17 protein-coding genes and 7 tRNA genes are annotated in these 22930 nt (G+C 52.8%); 19 read left to right on the top strand and 5 right to left on the bottom strand.

From position 1 onward, the window contains the following. The first annotated feature begins 39 nt into the window (after window positions 1-39). A complete protein-coding gene (tcuC, locus tag ABVM99_RS12265; RefSeq protein ID WP_000057014.1) occupies window positions 40-1344 on the top strand; it encodes a tricarballylate/proton symporter TcuC in 1305 nt (434 codons plus the stop codon). Between the two features lie 48 nt (window positions 1345-1392). Here the strand turns inward: tcuC and chiQ are convergent, their stop codons facing one another. The 4 genes from chiQ to nagE all read right to left on the bottom strand — a co-directional run bounded on the left by chiQ (window position 1393) and on the right by nagE (window position 7674). Then, entirely contained in the window at window positions 1393-1725 is a 333-nt protein-coding gene (gene chiQ, locus ABVM99_RS12260) for a ChiQ/YbfN family lipoprotein (RefSeq protein WP_000722260.1), read from the bottom strand. A gap of 49 nt (window positions 1726-1774) precedes the next feature. Then, the gene (chiP, locus tag ABVM99_RS12255) at window positions 1775-3181 is read right to left on the bottom strand and encodes a chitoporin (RefSeq protein WP_001258803.1); all 1407 of its coding nucleotides are present in this window, start codon (window positions 3179-3181) and stop codon (window positions 1775-1777) included. A gap of 660 nt (window positions 3182-3841) precedes the next feature. Beyond that, window positions 3842-5509 carry a glutamine--tRNA ligase gene (gene glnS / locus ABVM99_RS12250; protein WP_001287186.1) on the bottom strand — a complete coding sequence of 556 codons (1668 nt, stop codon included), beginning with the start codon at window positions 5507-5509 and terminating at the stop codon, window positions 3842-3844. Window positions 5510-5721: 212 nt separating this feature from the next. After that, window positions 5722-7674, bottom strand: a complete 1953-nt coding sequence (gene nagE / locus ABVM99_RS12245) for a PTS N-acetyl glucosamine transporter subunit IIABC (RefSeq protein ID WP_001023069.1) — start codon at window positions 7672-7674, stop codon at window positions 5722-5724. Window positions 7675-8000: 326 nt separating this feature from the next. Between nagE and nagB the strand changes: the two genes are divergently transcribed. From nagB to ABVM99_RS12180, 13 genes are all read left to right on the top strand, one after another. Further along, window positions 8001-8801 carry a glucosamine-6-phosphate deaminase gene (nagB, locus tag ABVM99_RS12240; RefSeq protein WP_001237059.1) on the top strand — a complete coding sequence of 267 codons (801 nt, stop codon included), beginning with the start codon at window positions 8001-8003 and terminating at the stop codon, window positions 8799-8801. Window positions 8802-8860: 59 nt separating this feature from the next. Further along, entirely contained in the window at window positions 8861-10015 is a 1155-nt protein-coding gene (nagA, locus tag ABVM99_RS12235) for an N-acetylglucosamine-6-phosphate deacetylase (RefSeq protein WP_000271186.1), read from the top strand. A gap of 4 nt (window positions 10016-10019) precedes the next feature. Next, window positions 10020-11240, top strand: coding sequence for a DNA-binding transcriptional regulator NagC (gene nagC, locus ABVM99_RS12230; RefSeq protein ID WP_023195810.1), 1221 nt, complete (start codon window positions 10020-10022; stop codon window positions 11238-11240). Between the two features lie 46 nt (window positions 11241-11286). Next, the gene (gene nagD / locus ABVM99_RS12225; RefSeq protein ID WP_000153143.1) at window positions 11287-12039 is read left to right on the top strand and encodes a ribonucleotide monophosphatase NagD; all 753 of its coding nucleotides are present in this window, start codon (window positions 11287-11289) and stop codon (window positions 12037-12039) included. 289 nt (window positions 12040-12328) lie between these two features. Next, window positions 12329-13993 (top strand): asparagine synthase B, encoded by a 1665-nt coding sequence (asnB, locus tag ABVM99_RS12220; RefSeq protein ID WP_023195811.1) that lies wholly within the window; start codon window positions 12329-12331, stop codon window positions 13991-13993. Between the two features lie 222 nt (window positions 13994-14215). Further along, window positions 14216-14292: transfer RNA gene (locus ABVM99_RS12215), tRNA-Met, on the top strand. 8 nt (window positions 14293-14300) lie between these two features. Next, window positions 14301-14385: transfer RNA gene (locus ABVM99_RS12210), tRNA-Leu, on the top strand. 23 nt (window positions 14386-14408) lie between these two features. After that, a tRNA-Gln gene (locus ABVM99_RS12205) sits at window positions 14409-14483 on the top strand. Between the two features lie 35 nt (window positions 14484-14518). Then, window positions 14519-14593, top strand: a tRNA-Gln gene (locus ABVM99_RS12200). A 15-nt stretch (window positions 14594-14608) separates the two neighbouring features. Beyond that, window positions 14609-14685 (top strand) — tRNA-Met (locus ABVM99_RS12195). Between the two features lie 46 nt (window positions 14686-14731). Then, a tRNA-Gln gene (locus ABVM99_RS12190) sits at window positions 14732-14806 on the top strand. Between the two features lie 43 nt (window positions 14807-14849). After that, a tRNA-Gln gene (locus ABVM99_RS12185) sits at window positions 14850-14924 on the top strand. A gap of 135 nt (window positions 14925-15059) precedes the next feature. Then, the gene (locus tag ABVM99_RS12180) at window positions 15060-15635 is read left to right on the top strand and encodes a hypothetical protein (RefSeq protein ID WP_023195812.1); all 576 of its coding nucleotides are present in this window, start codon (window positions 15060-15062) and stop codon (window positions 15633-15635) included. 66 nt (window positions 15636-15701) lie between these two features. On the opposite strand, the gene ubiF is transcribed toward ABVM99_RS12180, so the two are convergent. Beyond that, a complete protein-coding gene (gene ubiF, locus ABVM99_RS12175; protein ID WP_023195813.1) occupies window positions 15702-16877 on the bottom strand; it encodes a 3-demethoxyubiquinol 3-hydroxylase in 1176 nt (391 codons plus the stop codon). Window positions 16878-17020: 143 nt separating this feature from the next. Between ubiF and miaB the strand changes: the two genes are divergently transcribed. The 5 genes from miaB to lnt all read left to right on the top strand — a co-directional run bounded on the left by miaB (window position 17021) and on the right by lnt (window position 22760). Continuing rightward, window positions 17021-18445, top strand: coding sequence for a tRNA (N6-isopentenyl adenosine(37)-C2)-methylthiotransferase MiaB (gene miaB / locus ABVM99_RS12170; protein ID WP_023195814.1), 1425 nt, complete (start codon window positions 17021-17023; stop codon window positions 18443-18445). Between the two features lie 204 nt (window positions 18446-18649). Continuing rightward, window positions 18650-19696 (top strand): PhoH family protein, encoded by a 1047-nt coding sequence (locus ABVM99_RS12165; RefSeq protein ID WP_001018045.1) that lies wholly within the window; start codon window positions 18650-18652, stop codon window positions 19694-19696. Beyond that, window positions 19693-20166, top strand: coding sequence for an rRNA maturation RNase YbeY (ybeY, locus tag ABVM99_RS12160; RefSeq protein ID WP_000084479.1), 474 nt, complete (start codon window positions 19693-19695; stop codon window positions 20164-20166). The genes ABVM99_RS12165 and ybeY overlap by 4 nt, the downstream gene beginning before the upstream one ends. Before the next feature lie 157 nt (window positions 20167-20323). Continuing rightward, window positions 20324-21202, top strand: a complete 879-nt coding sequence (corC, locus tag ABVM99_RS12155) for a CNNM family magnesium/cobalt transport protein CorC (protein WP_001278615.1) — start codon at window positions 20324-20326, stop codon at window positions 21200-21202. A gap of 19 nt (window positions 21203-21221) precedes the next feature. Then, window positions 21222-22760, top strand: coding sequence for an apolipoprotein N-acyltransferase (gene lnt, locus ABVM99_RS12150; RefSeq protein WP_001574036.1), 1539 nt, complete (start codon window positions 21222-21224; stop codon window positions 22758-22760). Window positions 22761-22930: the final 170 nt, after the last annotated feature.

The raw sequence follows: 22930 nt of genomic DNA, 5'->3' as shown, positions 1-22930 counted from the left end.
TTACCCATAAAACAATAAAGACAGTGGAGAGCAAACCCTATGGCACAACACACACCTGCAACATCGCGCGCCGGCACGTTCGGCGCAATACTGCGCGTGACAAGCGGCAATTTTCTTGAACAGTTTGATTTTTTCTTGTTCGGATTTTACGCCACCTATATCGCCAGAACGTTTTTTCCGGCGGAAAGCGAATTTGCCTCATTAATGTTGACCTTTGCCGTCTTTGGCTCCGGTTTTTTAATGCGCCCCGTCGGCGCGATTGTGCTTGGCGCCTATATTGACAGAATCGGACGTCGTAAAGGGCTGATGGTGACGCTGGCGATTATGGGCTGCGGTACGTTGCTCATCGCCCTCGTCCCCGGCTACCAGACGATCGGCCTGGCAGCGCCTGCGTTGGTGCTGTTGGGCCGGTTATTACAAGGATTTTCTGCGGGCGTTGAGTTAGGCGGCGTCTCGGTCTATCTGTCCGAAATCGCAACGCCAGGCAATAAAGGGTTTTATACCAGCTGGCAATCCGCCAGTCAGCAGGTTGCGATCGTTGTCGCCGCGTTGATTGGTTATAGCCTGAATATCACGCTGGGACACGACGCGATATCGGAGTGGGGCTGGCGGATTCCGTTCTTTATCGGCTGTATGATCATTCCGCTGATTTTTGTTTTACGTCGTTCATTACAAGAAACAGAAGCGTTTTTACAACGCAAGCATCGCCCCGACACCAGGGAAATTTTTGCAACTATCGCCAAAAACTGGCGCATTATTACGGCCGGAACGCTGCTGGTGGCGATGACCACCACAACGTTTTATTTTATCACCGTTTATACACCGACCTATGGCAGAACCGTGCTTAATCTCAGCGCGCGGGACAGTTTGATCGTCACCATGTTAGTGGGGGTGTCCAATTTTATCTGGTTACCCATTGGCGGCGCGATTTCCGACCGGATTGGCCGTCGCGCCGTGTTAATGGGCATTACGTTGCTGGCGCTGATCACCACCTGGCCCGTCATGCAGTGGCTGACCGCCGCGCCCGACTTTACCCGCATGACGCTGGTACTGCTGTGGTTCTCTTTCTTTTTTGGCATGTATAACGGCGCAATGGTCGCGGCGTTAACCGAAGTGATGCCAGTCTATGTGCGTACCGTTGGTTTCTCGCTGGCCTTTAGCCTGGCGACGGCAATTTTTGGCGGCCTGACGCCGGCCATCTCTACCGCGCTGGTAAAGTTAACCGGCGATAAAAGCTCGCCCGGCTGGTGGCTGATGTGCGCAGCGTTATGTGGACTTGCCGCGACGGCGATGCTGTTTGTACGTCTGAGTCGCGGCTATATCGCGGCAGAAAATAAAGCCTGAAAAAACCACGGGCGGAAAACATTCGCCCGTGGGTGGCAAGGCAGGGTTTTATTGCACGTTATTATGACTGCGAATTTCCTGCCAGACCTTATCGCAGTCAGCCTTGACCGCCTGATCGTTTCCCGTGCGCGTCGCCTGAATGCACTGCTGATAGTCCAGTACCCGCACGCTTTCTTCGTTAGCAAATTGCTGATGTTTGCGCTCTTTTTTAAGGACATTCAGCACGCTTTGGCAGGCCTCTATCTTCTCAGGCGAGCCCTGTGCGGTATTGATACAGGCGCTGTACGCCTCTTTCAGCCGGCTATCTTCTTCCGGCGCGGGTGATGACGCGCAGGCCGTCAAACCGGCGGTCATGCTGGCGATGAGTAAAATTTTTTTCATAGGTCGTTCCTCAACAGCGCGGCAGACCGGCAGCCTGCCGCATCTGACATCAGAAAATAGTGAATGGCGCAATAACGATAAATTTCACGTCACGTTCATCCTGGAAGATGTTGCCGTAACCACCGCCCCAGCTTGGAATATTGGAGTGGTTGTCATATTCGGTGAAGTGCAGTTTGAACATGGTGCCTTTGGCACGCCCCTCCTGCAGGGTATAGACCGCATCCAGACTGTATGAGGACTCTTCGATAGTGCGGTTTTTGTCGTAGTAAGCATCCGGGTTACTTTGCCAGGTTGCCGGTTTAGCATCCCAGGCGTAAACATAAGACGCGCCCACAGCCCAGCCCGGCAGATTCCAGTTTTTCAGGTCATACATCGCGCCGAAGAAAACCGCCTTTTCACCGTTAGCGTTAAAGTCGGAGCGGTTATCCCACCAGATATCCAGACGACCGTTTGAAGAGGCGTAGGTTGGCGTCATACGTTGCAGAAAATAGCCCTGCTGACCGTCCGCTTTCACCCAGGTGCCTTCCAGACGCAGGTCAACCACTTCCGCGACTTTGTAGCCGAAGGTCAACGCCTGCAGCCAGGCCGTACCGTCGTAAATATCATTCACGCTGCGATCGTCTACTTTGTCGCGCGCGCCGTAGAACTGGTAACTGGTGGTGAACGGATTGCCGCCTAAATCAAATTTATAGCTGGCCTTCGCGAAATATTGATCGACATAGCCTTCGGACTGACCAAACGCCGCTTCCAGCACCAGATCATTTTTGAAGTCGTACTTCGCGCCGATGGAGTGGAGATAATCCACATTGGTTTTTTTATCCGCCTGATAAAACTTATCCATTTCGGTATGCCACGGCGCTTTATATTCGTTAGTCCACATGTAGGAAAAACTTAACGCGCCCGCATCGCCATAGTCAAAACTGGCGCCGGCTTCCGCACCCTGATAGGTACCCGGCATAAAACTCCAGTGCGGCGCTAACAGCGTCTGACCGGTAGGCTGAATATAACCAGCGCGCGCCCAGACCGGGCCATATTTAAATTTCGCTGCGGCTTTATAAAGACTGATACCGCTCTTATCGCCGGAATAGTCTTCGTCGTAGCCTTTATTCTTTTTCGAGAAGGCAATTTCGTTTGGATGACCGCTGTCGCCGTTTTCTGCCATTTCAATCGCGGTAAACGCCGCGATATCCAGACCGAACATATCCGCAGCGTAACCAGACTGAAAATCCAGGTTAGCGTTCCAGGTCGCATGAGAAAGGTTAGTTTTATATTTGTCGCCGTCGGTCACATCTTTGCGATCGCGTTCACGCTGCCAATAATAGATGCCACCCGTTAACGTGGAGTCGTCGAAAAAGCCGGAGGCTTGCGCCTGCGGAACAACGATCCACCCCGACATTGCTGTGATACCGGCGATAGCCAGAGCCAGCGTACTACGTTTGCCACTAAACGTACGCATAAGTTAATCCTCTTTGACGTATAAATTGCTGCCGACAAAAGCGAACAGCGAAAAAATAAAAATAAAAAGTAGCGCTGAGAAACCTCATTTACTACGTTAAATAGACTATTTTTCGCGATGCGAATTATCAATCTCTTTCTGTAACCAGTATGTAATAATATGAGCAACCGCACATATTTAATTGCTTTCTGTTACATTCGACTGCTGGTGGGGGAAGCAGACCGCCACAAAGAAAATTGACTTGTTTTCCATAGGCATGAAAATAATTGTCTCCTGTTGACCTGACGCTTATAACATTTAGATTAATAATCATTTATCAGATCAATAATTTTCAGAAAATAATTAATTCGCCTCGCAAAAAAGAGAATCGACTTAGAGCCTATCCCACCAGGCGTTATTGGCGCAGCCAGTTTGGACACGGACAGCGCGCAAAAACCGGAGCGTACACGTAGTACGTGAGGATTGACTCGCTACGCTCGCCCTTCGGGCCGCCGCTAGCGGCGTTCAAAACGCTAACGCGTTTTGGCGAGCACTGCCCAGGTCCAAAATGGCAAGTAAAATAGCCCTAATGGGATAGGCTCTTGGAAATGCAGAGAAAAAACGCCGCAGAACGCGGCGTTGACAAGGTATTTTTACAGCATTCGCCTGTTGGCGCAGTGCTTATTCGCCCGCTTTCGCCCAGGTATCACGCAGGCCCACAGTGCGGTTAAAGACCAGCTTATCGGCCGTTGCATAGCGGCTGTCGAGGCAGAAGTAGCCTTCACGTTCAAACTGGAAAGCTTTCCCTGCTACCGCCGCTTTCAGTGACGGCTCGCCATAACCCTGCTTAATCACTAATGATTCGGGGTTGATAACGGACAGGAAGTCCTCCGCGGCGCCTGGATTCGGCACGCTGAACAGACGGTCGTAGAGACGAATTTCAATCGGCAGCGCATGTGCTGCGCTAACCCAGTGGATTACGCCTTTCACTTTACGCCCGTCAGCCGGATCTTTACTCAGCGTATCGGCATCATAGGTACAGAAGATGGTGGTGATATTCCCTTCGGCATCCTTCTCTACGCGCTCCGCTTTAATGACGTAGGCATTACGCAGACGCACTTCTTTGCCCATCACCAGACGCTTGTACTGCTTGTTCGCTTCTTCGCGGAAATCTGCGCGATCGATCCAGATCTCACCGCTAAACGGCACTTCACGGCTGCCCATCTCCGGTTTATTCGGATGGTTAGGCATGGTAACCATTTCGCTCTCACCCTGCGGGTAGTTTTCGATAACCAGTTTTACCGGATCGATTACCGCCATTGCGCGCGGCGCGTTTTCGTTCAGATCTTCGCGAATGCAGGATTCCAGCGACGCCATCTCAATGGTGTTGTCCTGCTTGGTGACGCCGATGCGTTTGCAGAACTCACGAATAGAAGCCGCGGTATAGCCGCGACGGCGCAGACCGGAAATAGTCGGCATACGCGGATCGTCCCAACCTTCGACGTGTTTGTCGGTCACCAGCAGGTTCAGCTTACGCTTGGACATCACGGTGTATTCCAGATTCAGCCGCGAGAATTCGTACTGGCGCGGGTGAACCGGAATGGTGATGTTGTCCAGTACCCAGTCGTACAGACGACGGTTGTCCTGGAACTCCAGCGTACACAGAGAATGAGTAATACCTTCCAGCGCATCGCTGATGCAGTGAGTAAAGTCGTACATCGGGTAGATGCACCACTTCGTGCCGGTCTGATGATGCTCGGCGAATTTAATGCGATACAGCACCGGATCGCGCATCACGATAAACGGCGACGCCATGTCGATTTTAGCGCGCAGACAGGCTTTACCCTCTTCAAAACCGCCGGTACGCATTTTTTCAAATAGCGCGAGGTTTTCTTCCACGCTGCGATCGCGGAACGGGCTGTTTTTACCCGGCGCGGTCAGCGTACCGCGGTATTCGCGGATCTGCTCCGGCGTCAGCTCATCAACGTAGGCCAGGCCTTTATTGATCAGCTCGACCGCATAGGCGTGCAGTTGGTCAAAGTAATCGGAGGAGTAGCGAATATCGCCAGACCAGTGAAAGCCTAACCACTCGACGTCGTTTTTGATCGAATCAACGTACTCGATATCTTCTTTTACCGGGTTGGTGTCATCGAAACGCAGGTTGCACTGGCCCTGATAATCTTGCGCGATGCCAAAGTTCAGGCAGATAGATTTCGCGTGGCCGATGTGCAGATAGCCATTCGGCTCCGGCGGAAAACGGGTATGGACAGTGGTATGTTTACCACTCGCCAGATCTTCATCAATAATCTGACGAATAAAGTTAGTCGGGCGGGCTTCAGCCTCACTCATCGTGGATTCCTCAAAGCGTAAACAACGTATAACGGCATATGATCTTATAAGCCGGACAGACTGACAACCTTTAGTTACTTAAAAAGTGGCTTTGCAGAAAATATTGGGGCTAATTGCGGTAAAAAAAAGCGGCGAAGGTTTCCCTCTGCCGCTTATGTTTTCTGTGATATCGCCGGATAAGGCGTCTTACGCCTTATCCGGCCAGGAAGCGATTATTTGCTCTTGATCTCGTACAGCGGCGTTTGACCCGCTACCACGTGACCATCCGCTTTGATGACCAGAGCGCTGAAGTCATCGCTGTTGCTGCAAACAACCGGGCTTATCATGGAGCGCGCATTGGCATTCAGGAAGTCCAGATCCAGTTCCAGAACCGGCTGACCCGCCGTGACTTCCGCACCCTCTTCTACCAGACGCTTGAAGCCCTGACCGTTCAGCGCGACGGTATCGATACCCATATGGACAACGATCTCCGCGCCTTTTTCGGTTTCCAGACAGAACGCGTGGTTAGTGTTGAAGATTTTCACGATAGTACCCGCCGCCGGAGAAACCACGGTTTTATCGGTGGGTTTCACCGCCACGCCGTCGCCGACCGCTTTGCTGGCGAAAGCTTCATCCGGTACCTGATCCAGCGCCACTACCTCACCGGTAATCGGAGAGACCAGTTCAGCGATAGTCACCGCATTCGGCACCGCCTGGGGTTTGGCCGCCGGAGCAGGTGTCGCAACGTGAGCCGCATCAGCAGACGCTGCCGCGACCGGCCCCCGCGCCACCACTTTCTTCATTTCATCGCCAATCGATTCCGCTTTCGCGCCGACAATAACCTGAATGGTCTGTTTGTTCAGTTTCACCACGCCGGAAGCGCCGAGGCGTTTGCAGGCCGCATCGTTGACGCGAGCAGAGTCGTTCACGGTCAGGCGCAGACGGGTAATACACGCATCGATCGCTTTCAGGTTGTCCGTACCGCCAACCGCAGCAATATAGCTGGTCGCCAGTTGCGTTAACCCTTCTTCGGTGTTGCTGTTGGCTTCTTCCGTTACCATCTCATCAACTTTATCTTCGCGGCCCGGCGTTTTCAGGTTAAACATACGAATAACCGCGCTGAACAGCAGGAAGTAGATGATAAAGAATACAACGCCCATCACCAGCAACATCCAGACGTTATTGCTGGCCGCAGGCAGGTTATACATCAGAACATAGTCGATCGCGCCTGCCGAGAAAGAGAAGCCCGCATGGATACCCAGCAGCGTCGCGACGAACAGGCTGATACCGGTCAAAATGGCGTGCAGGAGGTACAGCAGCGGCGCCAGGAACATAAACAGGAATTCCAGCGGCTCGGTTACGCCGGTCAGAAACGCGGTGATCGCGACAGACAGCAGCATACCGCCCACCATCGGACGACGTTCTTTCGGCGCGGCGAAATACATCGCCAGAGCGGCGCCCGGCAGACCAAACATCATGATCGGGAAGAAGCCGGACATAAACATCCCCGCCGTGCCGTCGCCAGCATAGAAGCGGTTGATGTCGCCGTGGAATACAGTGCCTGCGGCATTGGTGAATTCACCAATCTGGAACCAGGCGATGGTGTTCAGTACCTGATGCAGACCGGTTGGGATCAGCAGACGGTTGATGAAGCCAAAGATACCGGAACCCAGCGCGCCTGCGGAAACGATCCATTCACCACCCGCATGGATGCCATGCTGTACCGGCGGCCAGACGTAACCGAAAATAGCGGCCAGCACCAGACAGAAAAAGCCCGTTGCGATCGGCACAAAACGTTTTCCACCGAAGAAACTGAGAAAATCAGGCAGTTTGATACCAGACCAGCGATTATAAACCGCGCCGCCGACCAGACCGGTAATAATCCCCGCCAGCACGCCCATGTTGATTTCCGGGTTAATCGTCACCATCGCTTTGGTCATGACGAAGTAACCCACGGCTCCCGCCAGCGCTGCCGCGCCCGCGCTATCTTTAGACCAACTGGAGGCCACGCCGATAGCGAAAACCAGCGCCAGGTTATCGAAAATAGACCCGCCCGCTTGCGCGATAAACGGCATATTCAGCAAATCTGGTTGGCCGAATCGCAGCAACAACGCTGCCACCGGCAACACGGCGATAGGGAGCTGCAACGCCCTACCCAGCCGCTGGAAAAAACCTAAAATATTCATCTTATTCCCCCTACGAGACGCCGATATGGCTTCTTTGAAGCCGTTTTTTATTGTGCTGCAAACGTTAAAAACGTGATGTTCTGTAATCGAACGGTGAGATCATCTTCTGCAGAGTGTGTGGAAAATTAATTCGCCTCGCAAATTAAACGGGTGTTTTTTGTGATTATAATCACTAAATATCGTAATCACCCCCACCATCCACTGGCTAACACGGAAAACTTATTTTATGATTCAAAAAATCAGGACGGATTGAACACGAACCCTGGATATCCAGGTTACGCTTAATACGATCCGCCAAATTTTGACATTGATTATTGAGGTGAAGAATGAGACTGATCCCCCTGAGTACCGCAGAACAGGTTGGCAAATGGGCCGCTCGCCATATCGTTAACCGTATTAATGCGTTCAAACCGACCGCCGATCGTCCGTTTGTCCTTGGACTGCCTACCGGCGGCACGCCGCTAACGGCGTACAAAGCGCTGGTTGAGATGCACAAAGCGGGCGAGGTCAGCTTTAAGCATGTGGTCACCTTTAATATGGACGAATATGTTGGCCTGCCGAAAGAGCACCCGGAAAGCTACCACAGCTTTATGCATCGTAACTTTTTCGATCACGTTGATATTCCAGCAGAAAACATCAATCTTCTCAACGGTAACGCACCGGATATCGATGCAGAATGCCGTCAATATGAAGAAAAAATTCGTTCTTACGGTAAAATCCATCTGTTTATGGGCGGCGTCGGCAACGACGGTCACATCGCCTTTAACGAACCGGCGTCTTCCCTGGCTTCCCGTACCCGTATCAAAACGTTAACCCATGATACTCGCGTAGCGAACTCCCGCTTCTTTGACGGCGACGTAAACCAGGTGCCGAAATACGCGCTGACGGTAGGCGTAGGCACGCTGCTGGATGCGGAAGAAGTGATGATTCTGGTGCTGGGCCATCAGAAAGCCCAGGCGCTGCAGGCGGCGGTTGAAGGCAACGTCAACCACATGTGGACCATTAGCTGCCTACAACTCCATCCGAAAGCGGTTGTGGTATGCGATGAGCCGTCCACAATGGAACTTAAAGTTAAAACATTGAAATATTTCAATGAATTAGAAGCAGAAAATATTAAAGGTCTGTAATGTTGTCTCCGCCCCGCCAGTCAATGCGGGGCGGTAAATTTTTGATATCGGGGGTCAGAATGTATGCTTTAACCCAGGGCCGGATCTTTACCGGTCACGAAATTCTTGATGACCATGCGCTTGTTGTCGCTAATGGCCTGATTGACCGCGTTTGTCCGATGGCCGAACTGCCGCCGGGAATAGAACAACGCTCATTGAATGGGGCCATTCTCTCCCCCGGTTTTATTGATGTGCAGCTAAACGGCTGCGGCGGCGTGCAGTTTAACGATACCGCAGAAGCCGTCAGCGTTGAAACGCTGGAAATTATGCAGAAAGCCAATGAAAAATCGGGCTGTACTAACTTTCTGCCAACGCTTATCACTACCAGCGACGAATTGATGAAACAGGGCATTCGCGTCATGCGCGAATACCTGGAAAAACATCCGCACCAGGCGCTGGGTCTCCACCTGGAAGGCCCCTGGCTTAATCTGGTAAAAAAAGGCACCCATAATCCTGATTTCGTGCGTAAACCAGACGCTGCGCTGGTCGATTTCTTATGCGATAATGCCGACGTCATCACCAAAGTTACACTCGCGCCGGAAATGGTGCCTGCTGACGTAATCGCTAAACTGGCGAATGCGGGCATTGTGGTTTCCGCAGGCCACTCCAACGCGACGTTAAAAGAGGCAAAAGCGGGCTTCCGCGCCGGGATTACCTTTGCGACTCACCTGTTTAACGCGATGCCGTACATTACAGGGCGTGAGCCGGGCCTTGCTGGCGCCGTTCTGGACGAAGCGGATATTTATTGCGGCGTTATCGCCGATGGTCTGCATGTCGACTACGCCAACATTCGCAATGCCAAACGCCTGAAAGGCGACAAACTTTGTCTGGTGACAGACGCCACCGCACCGGCGGGGGCCAATATTGAGCAGTTCATTTTCGCAGGTAAAACAATATACTACCGCAATGGACTGTGTGTGGATGAAAACGGTACGTTGAGCGGTTCGTCCTTAACCATGATTGAAGGCGTACGTAACCTGGTCGCGCATTGCGGCATCGCGCTGGATGAAGTGCTGCGCATGGCAACGCTCTATCCGGCACGCGCTATCGGCGTTGATAAACATCTCGGTAGCATTGCGCCGGGTAAAGTCGCCAACCTGACCGCGTTCACCCACGATTTTAAAATTATCAAGACCATCGTTAATGGTGACGAGGTCGTTGACTTGAGTAAGTGAGAATATGACACCAGGCGGACAAGCTCAGATAGGTAACGTTGATCTCGTAAAACAGCTTAACAGCGCGGCCGTTTACCGCCTGATTGACCAGCATGGTCCTATCTCGCGCATACAAATTGCCGAGCAAAGCCAGCTTGCTCCCGCCAGCGTAACGAAAATTACGCGTCAACTCATTGAACGCGGGCTGATCAAAGAAGTCGATCAGCAGGCCTCTACCGGAGGCCGCCGCGCTATCTCTATCGTCACGGAAACCCGTAACTTCCATGCCATTGGCGTTCGCCTGGGTCGTCATGACACCACTTTAACGCTCTACGATCTGAGCAGTAAAGTGGTCTCTGAGGAGCATTATCCGCTGCCGGAGCGCACCCAGGAGACGCTGGAACACGCGCTGCTCAACACCATCGCCGTCTTTATTGATAGCTGTCAGCGTAAAATTCGTGAATTGATCGCTATCTCGGTGATCCTGCCAGGGCTTGTCGATCCGGAAAGCGGCGTGATTCGTTACATGCCGCACATTCAGGTTGAAAACTGGGGACTGGTCGAAGCGCTGGAAAAACGGTTTCACGTTACCTGTTTCGTGGGACACGATATCCGTAGCCTGGCGCTGGCGGAACACTACTTCGGCGCCAGTCAGGATTGCGAGGACTCGATTCTGGTGCGCGTCCATCGTGGTACAGGCGCCGGGATTATCTCCAACGGGCGCATCTTCATTGGCCGTAACGGCAACGTCGGCGAAATTGGGCATATTCAGGTGGAGCCGTTGGGCGAGCGCTGCCACTGCGGTAATTTCGGCTGTCTGGAAACCATTGCCGCCAATGCGGCGATTGAACAACGGGTGCTGAATTTGCTTAAACAAGGGTATCAAAGCCGTGTTCCGCTTGACGACTGCACGATTAAAACCATCTGTAAGGCGGCAAACCGGGGCGACAGCCTGGCCTCGGAAGTCATTGAGCATGTTGGTCGCCATTTGGGCAAAACGATCGCCATTGCTATCAACCTGTTTAATCCGCAAAAAATCGTCATTGCTGGCGAGATCATTGAAGCCGATAAAGTCCTGTTGCCCGCTATCGAAAGCTGTATCAATACGCAGGCGTTAAAGGCCTTTCGCAAAAATTTGCCGGTGGTACGCTCCACGCTGGATCACCGTTCTGCTATCGGCGCATTTGCCTTAGTTAAACGCGCCATGCTCAACGGAACATTGCTGCAACGTTTGCTGGAAAGTTGATGCGCTCTTATAGTATCGGATTATTCACAAATTCCCTGGGTAGTTCATGACCATCAAGAATGTAATCTGCGATATCGACGGCGTGCTGATGCACGACAACGTAGCCGTACCCGGTGCGGCGGAATTTCTGACGGGGATTCTGGAAAAAGGTCTGCCGCTGGTGCTGCTGACCAATTACCCGTCGCAAACCGGCCAGGATCTGGCGAACCGTTTTGCTACCGCTGGCGTTAACGTGCCGGACAGCGTGTTTTATACTTCAGCAATGGCGACAGCCGATTTTCTGCGCCGTCAGGAAGGTAAGAAAGCGTATGTCGTGGGTGAAGGCGCGCTTATTCACGAGCTCTATAAAGCGGGTTTTACCATTACCGATGTGAACCCTGATTTTGTCATCGTTGGAGAGACCCGCTCCTACAACTGGGACATGATGCATAAAGCAGCATTTTTCGTCGCCAATGGCGCGCGCTTTATCGCCACCAACCCGGATACCCACGGTCGCGGCTTTTATCCGGCCTGCGGCGCGCTGTGCGCAGGCATTGAAAAAATTTCCGGCCGGAAGCCGTTTTATGTCGGCAAACCCAGCCCGTGGATCATCCGCGCGGCATTAAACAAAATGCAGGCGCACTCGGAAGAGACCGTTATCGTCGGCGACAACCTGCGCACCGACATTCTGGCGGGGTTCCAGGCCGGTCTGGAGACCATTCTGGTGCTTTCTGGCGTATCAACAATCAATGATATTGACAGTATGCCATTCCGCCCAAGCTGGATTTACCCTTCCGTCGCCGAGATAGACGTTATCTAAACCTGTCCCCTGCCTGATGACGCATAGCTTTCAGGCCTACGGTTCGAACAACATTGTAGGTCTGATAAGCGAAACGCCATCAGGAAAAACATAATTCAATTAAACCACGATAAAACTGAAGATCCATCAATAAATCCGCGCAATACGTAATCATTTTTCACTAATCAACAATGACGATTGCGTTTTTCATTTTTCAGACCGTAATCCTCTTGCGCCTCCCACGCCTTTGCGGCATTTTTTAGTCAAGCAAACACAAAAAGTACGACGCAACAGATTAACGGAGAAGGCTATGTGTTCTATTTTCGGCGTATTCGATATCAAAGCAGATGCAGCGGAACTGCGTAAAAAAGCCCTTGAACTGTCACGCCTGATGCGCCATCGCGGCCCGGACTGGTCCGGCATCTACGCTTGCGATAACGCGATTCTCGCACATGAACGTTTGTCGATTGTTGATGTTAACGCCGGTGCCCAGCCCCTGTATAACGCCAGGAAAACCCACGTGCTGGCGGTGAACGGTGAAATTTATAACCATCAGACGTTACGCGCGGAGTATGGCGATCGTTACGCGTTCCAGACAGGCTCCGACTGCGAAGTTATCCTCGCGCTGTATCAGGAAAAAGGGCCGAATTTCCTTGACGATTTACAGGGGATGTTCGCCTTCGCCCTGTATGACAGCGAAAAAGACGCTTATCTGATTGGTCGTGACCATATCGGTATTATTCCGCTCTATATGGGCTATGACGAATTCGGCAACTTCTACGTAGCGTCAGAAATGAAAGCGCTGACCCCGGTCTGCCGCACCATTAAAGAGTTTCCGGCGGGCAGCTACCTGTGGAGCAAAGACGGCGAAATTCGTCAGTACTATCAGCGCGACTGGTTCGATTACGATGCGGTAAAAGACAACGTCACCGACAAAAACGCGCTGCGTCAGGCGCTGGAAGAATCCGTGAAAAGCCACCTGATGTCCGACGTCCCTTATGGCGTGCTGCTCTCCGGCGGTCTGGACTCGTCGGTTATTTCGGCAATCACCAAAAAATTCGCCGCCCGTCGCGTCGAAGATCAGGAGCGCTCCGAAGCCTGGTGGCCACAGTTGCACTCTTTTGCGGTCGGTCTGGAAGGTTCGCCTGACCTGAAGGCGGCCCAGGAAGTGGCTAACCACCTCGGCACCGTGCACCATGAAATTCACTTCACCGTGCAGGAAGGCCTTGATGCCATTCGTGATGTTATCTATCACATTGAAACCTATGACGTGACCACTATCCGCGCCTCAACGCCGATGTATCTGATGTCGCGTAAGATCAAAGCGATGGGCATCAAAATGGTGCTCTCCGGCGAAGGTTCCGATGAGGTGTTTGGCGGCTACCTGTACTTCCATAAAGCGCCGAACGCCAAAGAGTTACATGAAGAGACGGTCCGTAAGCTACAGGCGCTGCATATGTATGACTGCGCCCGCGCCAACAAAGCGATGTCCGCCTGGGGCGTGGAAGCGCGCGTACCGTTCCTGGATAAAAAATTCCTCGACGTGGCGATGCGTATCAACCCACAGGATAAAATGTGCGGTAACGGCAAGATGGAAAAACACGTGCTGCGCGAGTGCTTCGAGTCTTATCTGCCAGCAAGCGTCGCGTGGCGTCAGAAAGAGCAGTTCTCTGACGGCGTAGGCTACAGCTGGATTGATACGCTGAAAGAGGTGGCGGCGAAACAGATTTCCGATCAACAACTGGAAACCGCCCGCTTCCGCTTTCCATACAACACGCCGTCGTCTAAAGAGGCGTACTTGTACCGGGAAATTTTTGAAGAATTGTTCCCGGTGCCGAGCGCGGCGGAATGCGTACCCGGCGGCCCGTCCGTGGCCTGCTCTTCCGCCAAAGCCATTGAGTGGGATGAAGCATTCAAAACGATGGATGACCCGTCAGGCCGCGCGGTCGGCGTGCATCAGTCGGCGTACCAGTAAATTAACGATGACGAAAGAGCCCTTAGGGGCTCTTTTTTTATAGCAAACCACTTTCGGAAAAACGATTAATAACCAATAATTGCCGAATATTGCGCCACGCTGTTCGCAACCTAACCAAACAGACACTTTCCGACGTTTTTCGATGAAAAAGAGGTTGACGCTTCAAGGCTCAATACGCATAATGCGCCCCGCAACGCCGATAAGGTAACGCGAAAAAAAGATGGCTACGTAGCTCAGTTGGTTAGAGCACATCACTCATAATGATGGGGTCACAGGTTCGAATCCCGTCGTAGCCACCATCTTTTTTGCGGGAGTGGCGAAATTGGTAGACGCACCAGATTTAGGTTCTGGCGCCGCAAGGTGTGCGAGTTCAAGTCTCGCCTCCCGCACCATTCACCGATAAGCGTTGTACGGATGGGGTATCGCCAAGCGGTAAGGCACCGGTTTTTGATACCGGCATTCCCTGGTTCGAATCCAGGTACCCCAGCCATATTTCTTCGAGTTTGCGGTTCACCGCGACGGTATTGGGGTATCGCCAAGCGGTAAGGCACCGGTTTTTGATACCGGCATTCCCTGGTTCGAATCCAGGTACCCCAGCCATCGAAGAAATCATCTGGCTACGTAGCTCAGTTGGTTAGAGCACATCACTCATAATGATGGGGTCACAGGTTCGAATCCCGTCGTAGCCACCATATTCAGAACGCGTCGAGGTATTCGACCGGTTCGAAAATAATTTGTTGGGGTATCGCCAAGCGGTAAGGCACCGGATTCTGATTCCGGCATTCCGAGGTTCGAATCCTCGTACCCCAGCCAGTTTTAAAGACGCTCTGCTAACGAGCGCAAGAAGTACGACAATTGGGGTATCGCCAAGCGGTAAGGCACCGGATTCTGATTCCGGCATTCCGAGGTTCGAATCCTCGTACCCCAGCCACCTTTAAAAAGCTCGCTTCGGCGAGCTTTTTGCTTTTCTGCGTTTATAAATTCCGAAAGAGGTTTCCCCCTCAATGCCCTGCTATCAGTAAAACGCTATGATAAAGCCTTACAGGGATCGTTCGGTAACCTCACAATGAATTACCAGTTTTGTTGGTATCTCTTTTTGCGGCCATTAACATTTTTTATGGTCGTCTTGCTCTGCGCTTTCACCTTCATTGATATCACGGCCAGCGCCGCCTGGTTGATTATTTTGGGTCTGGTTTACCCCGTGGCAGTGTCAATGAGGCTACATATACTGCACCAGAAAAAGGCGGTCATGCTACGCCAGAATAGTGCGGAATGGATAGTGTATCTGCCAGGGATCCCTGTGCAAGAAAAACAAAGCGCGCTGATTAATGTCGCGTTTTCCTCGAAAACGGCGCTGCGTGGATTCTATATTCGCGCCCTGTCCAGCAAAGTCATTCTTCACATCATCACTTTTTATATTCTGTGGTTTGATGTCCAACATGCAACACTGACGTGGTATCGGATTCTCGCCACATTAATCACCCTGGCGATTCTTGTAAAATCAATGAGTTCCACATTACTGATGCTACATAAAGTAGTACGTTGCCAATACAACGTATGCACAATTGAAATGGCATCACCTTGGTATGAGTTTGATTTCAAAGGGAAATTAGGTTTATGTGCTTTATTTGCAGTAAAGTAAGATGTCAATACGCTTACCCGACCTGCAATTGAGCGTTTTTACAAACCGGGTAAGGCATTCAGCGGGTTACAACCCCAACGCATACTTCAGCGCCTGACGTTTTAGCACGCCTGCGCGCTGCGCCGCCATCAGCCCCATATTGCGTAAAATACGCAGCGGCGGCAATTCATTGCTGAACCCGGCATAAAACAGATCCATTCCACTTTGCATCATAAAATTATCTGCCATGCGCCGCGTCTGATAGCGTTTCAACACCGAATGGCTGGCCCAGGACTCGCCATAGCTACGGGCACTCGCCAGCACATCAATCAACGCATCAACATCCCGATACCCCAGGTTGACGCCCTGTCCGGCCAGCGGATGAATGGTATGCGCCGCGTCGCCTACCAGCGCCAGCCCCGGTTGCGCATACTGCAACGCGTGACGACGGGTTAGCGGAAACGCGCCCGCCGCGACAGGCATCACCGCCCCCAGACGCGCCGGAAAATGCTGGTTAATTTCCACCTGCAATTGCGTCATCGATAAACCCTGCAGCTGGCGAATACGTGCCGGAGCGTCATACCACACCAGCGACGCCCAATCGTCGAACAGCGGTAAAAAAGCGCGCGGCCCCGTTGGCGTAAACTGCTGCCAGGTGCTGTCGCCTGGCGAATTTTCACACTTGACGGTGATAAGCATACACGACTGCGCATATTGCCAGGCATGAATGCCAATTCCCGCCATTTGCCGAACCTGCGAATTCGCGCCGTCGGCGCCAATCACTAACTTCGGCGTGATACATTCGCCGTCGGCCAGTTCCAGCGCATAACCATCGTGGCGGCGGTGCAATGCCGCCAGTGAAGCCGGAACGCGCAGCGTCACGCCGGGGTGCGCTTCCAGCGCCTGCCACAGCGCCTGTTGCAGGACGTTGTTCTCCACCATATAGCCTAACAGCGGCAGCTTGAGTTCAGCGGCGTCGAACACCACATGGGCGTTTTCCCACTCCCAGGTCTCCAGTCGCCGATAAGGATGGCTACGCATCCCCTGCACCGCCTCCCAAACGCCCAGCCCCTTGAGCAGCGCCACGGATGCCGCGCTAATGGCCGAAATCCGCACGTCAGGCTGGCTGTCAGCCACAAACGGCGCAGGCGCGGCATGTTCTATTACCATCACCGTAAATCCTTGCTGCGCCAGACCCAGCGCCAGCGCGCCGCCGACCATTCCCCCGCCGACAATGGCAATTTCCGTTGGTTGATTTGTCATGGTCATTCATCCTGTTACGTTTTAGACAAGTTTACAGGATTTTTTACCCATTAGGGCTGACGTCAGTCATACTGGTCACAACCGCGCCAAAGCATTACACTATGCGCCCTGCTTTTCAGCCACTATTTCGCAAGAGCAAGTCGATGACTAAAAAACTCCATATTAAAACCTGGGGCTGTCAGATGAACGAGTACGATTCATCGAAGATGGCCGATCTGCTGGACGCCACCCACGGCTATCAACTGACCGACGTGGCGGAAGAGGCGGATGTGCTGCTGTTGAATACCTGCTCAATCCGCGAGAAGGCTCAGGAAAAAGTCTTCCATCAATTAGGTCGCTGGAGACTGTTAAAAGAGAAAAATCCCGATCTGATTATCGGCGTCGGCGGCTGCGTGGCTTCCCAGGAAGGCGAGCACATTCGTCAACGCGCCCATTACGTGGACATTATTTTTGGCCCGCAAACCTTACACCGCCTGCCGGAGATGATTAACTCCGTGCGTGGCGACCGCAGCCCGGTGGTCGATATCAGCTTCCCGGAAATCGAGAAGTTCGACCGTTTGCCGGAACCGCGCGCCGAAGGCCCGACCGCTTTCGTTTCTATCATGGAAGGCTGCAATAAATATTGTACTTACTGCGTGGTGCCGTATACCCGCGGTGAAGAAGTCAGCCGTCCCTCAGACGATATCCTGTTCGAAATCGCCCAGTTAGCGGCGCAGGGCGTGCGTGAGGTCAACCTGCTGGGCCAGAACGTTAACGCCTGGCGCGGAGAAAACTACGACGGCACCACCGGCACCTTTGCCGATCTGCTGCGTCTGGTTGCCGCCATCGACGGCATTGACCGTATTCGCTTTACCACCAGCCATCCGATTGAGTTCACCGACGATATTATCGAGGTGTACCGCGATACGCCGGAGCTGGTCAGTTTCCTGCATCTGCCGGTACAGAGCGGTTCCGATCGCGTGTTGAATCTGATGGGGCGTACCCACACTGCGCTGGAATATAAATCAATCATCCGTAAACTGCGCGCGGCGCGGCCGGACATTCAGATAAGCTCTGACTTTATCGTCGGTTTCCCTGGCGAAACTACCGATGATTTCGAAAAAACCATGAAGCTTATCGCTGACGTCAACTTTGATATGAGCTACAGCTTTATCTTCTCTGCGCGTCCGGGAACGCCGGCTGCCGATATGGTTGATGACGTACCGGAAGAAGAGAAAAAGCAGCGTCTGTATATTCTGCAAGAGCGTATCAATCAGCAGGCGATGGCATGGAGCCGCCGTATGCTCGGTACGACACAGCGCATTCTGGTGGAAGGCACGTCGCGTAAAAACATTATGGAACTGTCTGGCCGTACCGAAAACAATCGGGTGGTGAACTTTGAAGGCACGCCGGAGATGATTGGTAAGTTTGTCGATGTGGAAATTACTGACGTCTATCCGAACTCCCTGCGCGGAAAAGTGGTGCGTACCGAAGATGAAATGGGTCTGCGCGTCGCCGAAACGCCGGAGTCCGTCATTGCCCGTACCCGTAAAGAAAATGAGCTGGGCGTAGGATTCTACCAGCCTTAATCCTGCAGGAAAGGCAATAATGCCCGATGGTGCTACGCCTGTCGGGCTTCCTGGTCATGGCCTGTCGCCCGACGGGCCTTGCAATTTTCTCTCTTCATCCCCATCTTCATTGCAATGCTTGCGCCTTTTCCCTATGGCGTGAATAATTTCCTTAGATGCCGGTAAATGTTCAGCGTCCGGCGATACAGACACAAGAGGAACAGTTTGAATATAGACACTCGCGAAATTACCCTTGAGCCCGCAGACAACGCCCGTCTGTTGAGCCTTTGCGGGCCGTTTGATGACAATATTAAACAGCTCGAACGTCGTCTCGGTATTGAAATCAACCGCCGTGACAATCACTTTAAACTGACCGGTCGTCCGATTTGCGTGACCGCGGCGACAGATATTTTGCGAAGTCTGTATGTCGATACCGCACCGATGCGCGGCCAGACTCAGGATATCGAACCGGAACAAATTCATCTGGCGATCAAAGAAGCGCGGGTGCTGGAACAGAGCGCGGAAAGCGTGCCTGACTATGGCAAAGCGATCAATATCAAAACCAAGCGCGGCGTGATTAAACCGCGTACCCCGAACCAGGCGCAGTACATCGCCAATATTCTCGATCATGATATTACCTTTGGCGTCGGCCCGGCGGGTACCGGTAAAACGTATCTTGCGGTCGCCGCTGCGGTAGACGCCCTGGAGCGCCAGGAGATTCGCCGTATTCTACTGACCCGTCCGGCGGTGGAAGCGGGCGAAAAACTGGGCTTTCTGCCAGGCGATTTAAGTCAGAAGGTGGACCCGTACCTGCGTCCGCTGTATGACGCGCTGTTCGAAATGCTCGGCTTTGAAAAAGTCGAGAAGCTGATTGAGCGCAATGTGATTGAAGTCGCGCCGCTGGCCTATATGCGCGGACGCACATTAAACGACGCCTTTATCATTCTGGATGAAAGCCAGAACACCACTATCGAACAGATGAAGATGTTCCTGACGCGTATCGGCTTTAACTCGAAAGCGGTGATCACCGGCGACGTGACGCAGATTGACCTGCCACGCAACACCAAATCCGGCTTGCGTCATGCCATTGAAGTGCTGGCGGAAGTTGATGAAATCAGCTTTAACTTCTTCCACAGCGAAGACGTGGTTCGCCATCCGGTCGTTGCCCGCATTGTGAACGCCTATGAAGCCTGGGAAGAGGCCGAACAAAAACGCAAAGCGGCGTTGGCGGCAGAGCGTAAGCGTGAAGCCCAGGAGCAGGAACAGAAATGAGCCAGGTGATCCTCGATTTACAGTTGGCCTGTGAAAACCACGCGGGCCTGCCGGATGAAGCTCAGTTTCAACGCTGGCTGGACGGCGTTATTCCGCAGTTTCAGGAAGAGGCGGAAGTCACAATCCGTCTGGTGGATGAGGCCGAAAGCCACAACCTTAATTTGACGTACCGCGGGAAAGATAAACCCACTAATGTTCTCTCCTTCCCGTTTGAAGCGCCCCCCGGCATTGAAATGCCGCTACTGGGCGATCTGATTATTTGCCGTCAGGTCGTGGAGCAGGAAGCGCAGGAACAGAGCAAGCCGCTGGAGGCGCACTGGGCGCACATGGTCGTGCACGGTAGCCTGCATTTGCTGGGTTACGATCATATCGACGATGACGAAGCGGAAGAGATGGAGTCTCTCGAAACGGAGATTATGCTTGCTATGGGCTATGAGGATCCGTACATTGCCGAGAAGATTGCAGAATAGTAGCTTGCCGGATGGCGGCGCTTGCGCCTTATCCGGCCTACATTCATGCCTTTTGTAGCCCTGATAAGCGTAGCGTCATCAGGCAAAACATGCCGTCACAGCTGAGTATACGCATGACGAGCTTTGTATTAACTAACATGAGAACCCATACGACGCCATGAGCGACGACAATTCACACAGTAGTGACACAGTAAACAGTAAAAAGGGATTTTTTTCCCTGCTACTCAGCCAGCTTTTCCACGGTGAACCTAAAAACCGCGATGAGTTGCTGGCGCTGATCCGTGATTCCGGGCAGAACGAGCTTATCGATGAAGATACGCGCGATATGCTCGAAGGCGTAATGGACATCGCCGACCAGCGCGTTCGCGATATTATGATCCCGCGCTCCCAGATGATTACCCTGAAACGCAACCAGACGCTGGACGAATGTCTCGATGTTATCATCGAGTCCGCCCACTCGCGTTTTCCGGTGATCAGCGAAGATAAAGATCACATTGAAGGGATTCTGATGGCCAAAGATTTGCTGCCGTTTATGCGCAGCGATGCCGAAGCCTTCAGCATGGACAAAGTGTTACGCACCGCGGTTGTCGTACCGGAAAGCAAACGGGTTGACCGTATGCTCAAGGAATTCCGCTCCCAGCGCTACCATATGGCCATCGTTATCGATGAGTTTGGCGGCGTTTCCGGCCTTGTGACTATCGAAGACATCCTCGAACTGATTGTCGGTGAAATTGAAGATGAGTATGACGAAGAAGACGATATCGACTTCCGTCAGCTTAGCCGCCATACCTGGACGATTCGAGCGCTGGCGTCGATTGAAGACTTCAATGACGCTTTCGGCACCCACTTCAGCGATGAAGAGGTCGATACCATCGGCGGGCTGGTGATGCAGGCGTTCGGCCATTTACCGGCCCGCGGCGAAACCATTGACATTGATGGTTACCAGTTCAAAGTGGCGATGGCCGATAGTCGTCGTATTATTCAGGTGCATGTCAGGATCCCGGATGACTCGCCCCAGCCAAAACTGGACGAATAACAGCAATAGTGGACTAAAAATGGCATTTGCCTCGTTAATTGAACGCCAGCGTATTCGCCTGCTGCTGGCGTTATTATTCGGCGCCTGCGGAACACTGGCTTTCTCTCCGTATGACGTCTGGCCCGCAGCGATAGTGTCGCTTATCGGGCTGCAGGCCTTAACGTTTAATCGCCGCCCGCTCCAGTCTGCCGCCATCGGCTATTGCTGGGGACTCGGACTTTTCGGTAGCGGGATTAACTGGGTTTATGTCAGTATCGCGCAGTTTGGCGGCATGCCGGGCCCGGTTAACGTTTTTCTGGTGGTGCTGCTTGCAGCTTATCTCTCGCTGTATACCGGACTGTTTGCCGGGATTTTGTCGCGCCTGTGGCCAAAAACCAACTGGCTGCGCGTCGCTATCGCCGCGCCTGCAATATGGCAAATCACCGAATTTTTACGCGGCTGGGTGCTGACCGGCTTCCCCTGGCTGCAATTTGGCTATAGTCAGGTCGATGGCCCGCTAAAAGGCCTGGCGCCGGTAATGGGCGTCGAAGCGATCAACTTCCTGCTGATGATGGTCAGCGGCCTGTTAGCGCTGGCACTGGCGACGCGGAACTGGCGTCCGCTGGCTGTCGCCGTGATTCTGTTTGCTTTGCCCTTTCCGCTACGTTATATCCAGTGGTTTACGCTGGAACCTACCAAAGCGACCCAGGTATCGCTGGTGCAGGGCGATATTCCGCAGTCGCTGAAGTGGGACGAAAACCAGCTACTGAATACGCTAAAAATTTATCTCAACGAAACCCGCCCAGAGTTAGGCAAATCACAGATTATTATCTGGCCTGAGTCGGCGATTCCGGATCTCGAAATCAATCAGCAGCCTTTCCTTCGTTCGCTGGACGAGATGTTACGCGAAAAAAATAGCACGCTGATCACCGGTATTGTCGATGCGCGTCTCAATAAACAGAATCGATACGACACCTACAATACGATTATTACGTTGGGCAAGGATAATCCATACAGTTATGACTCGCCCAATCGCTACAATAAAAATCACCTTGTGCCCTTTGGCGAGTTCGTTCCGCTGGAATCTATCCTGCGTCCGCTGGCGCCGTTCTTCGATCTGCCCATGTCCTCCTTTAGCCGCGGCCCTTATATCCAGCCGCAGTTACATGCGCACGACTATAAGCTGACGGCGGCAATCTGTTATGAAATTATTCTTGGCGAACAGGTGCGGGATAACTTCCGCCCGGACACCGACTATCTGCTGACGATTTCTAACGACGCCTGGTTTGGTAAGTCCATTGGCCCGTGGCAACATTTCCAGATGGCGCGGATGCGTTCGCTGGAACTGGCGCGTCCGTTGCTGCGCAGTACTAACAACGGTATTACGGCGGTGATTGGCCCGCAGGGCGAAATTCAGGCGATGATCCCGCAGTTCACACGCCAGGTACTGACCACCCACGTCACGCCAACCACGGGGTTAACTCCCTATGCCCGTACCGGCAACTGGCCGCTATGGGTACTGACCGCGCTGTTTGCTTTTGGCGCGGTAGTGATGAGTCTGCGACAACGACGGAAATAATCTCTCCCCAGGCCGGATAGCGCTTCATTTATCCGGCCTGAAAATCCTCCTTTTTTCCCCATTCTGGCACGTCTATTGCTTTGTTAAACATGGCAAACCTGTTCTGGCTGCTTGTGCAACCTGGTCGCACCAAAATCGATCATCGGTAGCACCTGAACGGTGCAATGTAG

It is taken from the genome of Salmonella sp. SJTUF15591 (assembly GCF_043356435.1).
Classification (GTDB): Bacteria; Pseudomonadota; Gammaproteobacteria; order Enterobacterales; family Enterobacteriaceae; genus Salmonella; species Salmonella enterica.
The sequence above is the reverse complement of the archived record's forward strand: the minus strand, read 5'-3'. Positions and strand labels throughout refer to the sequence as shown.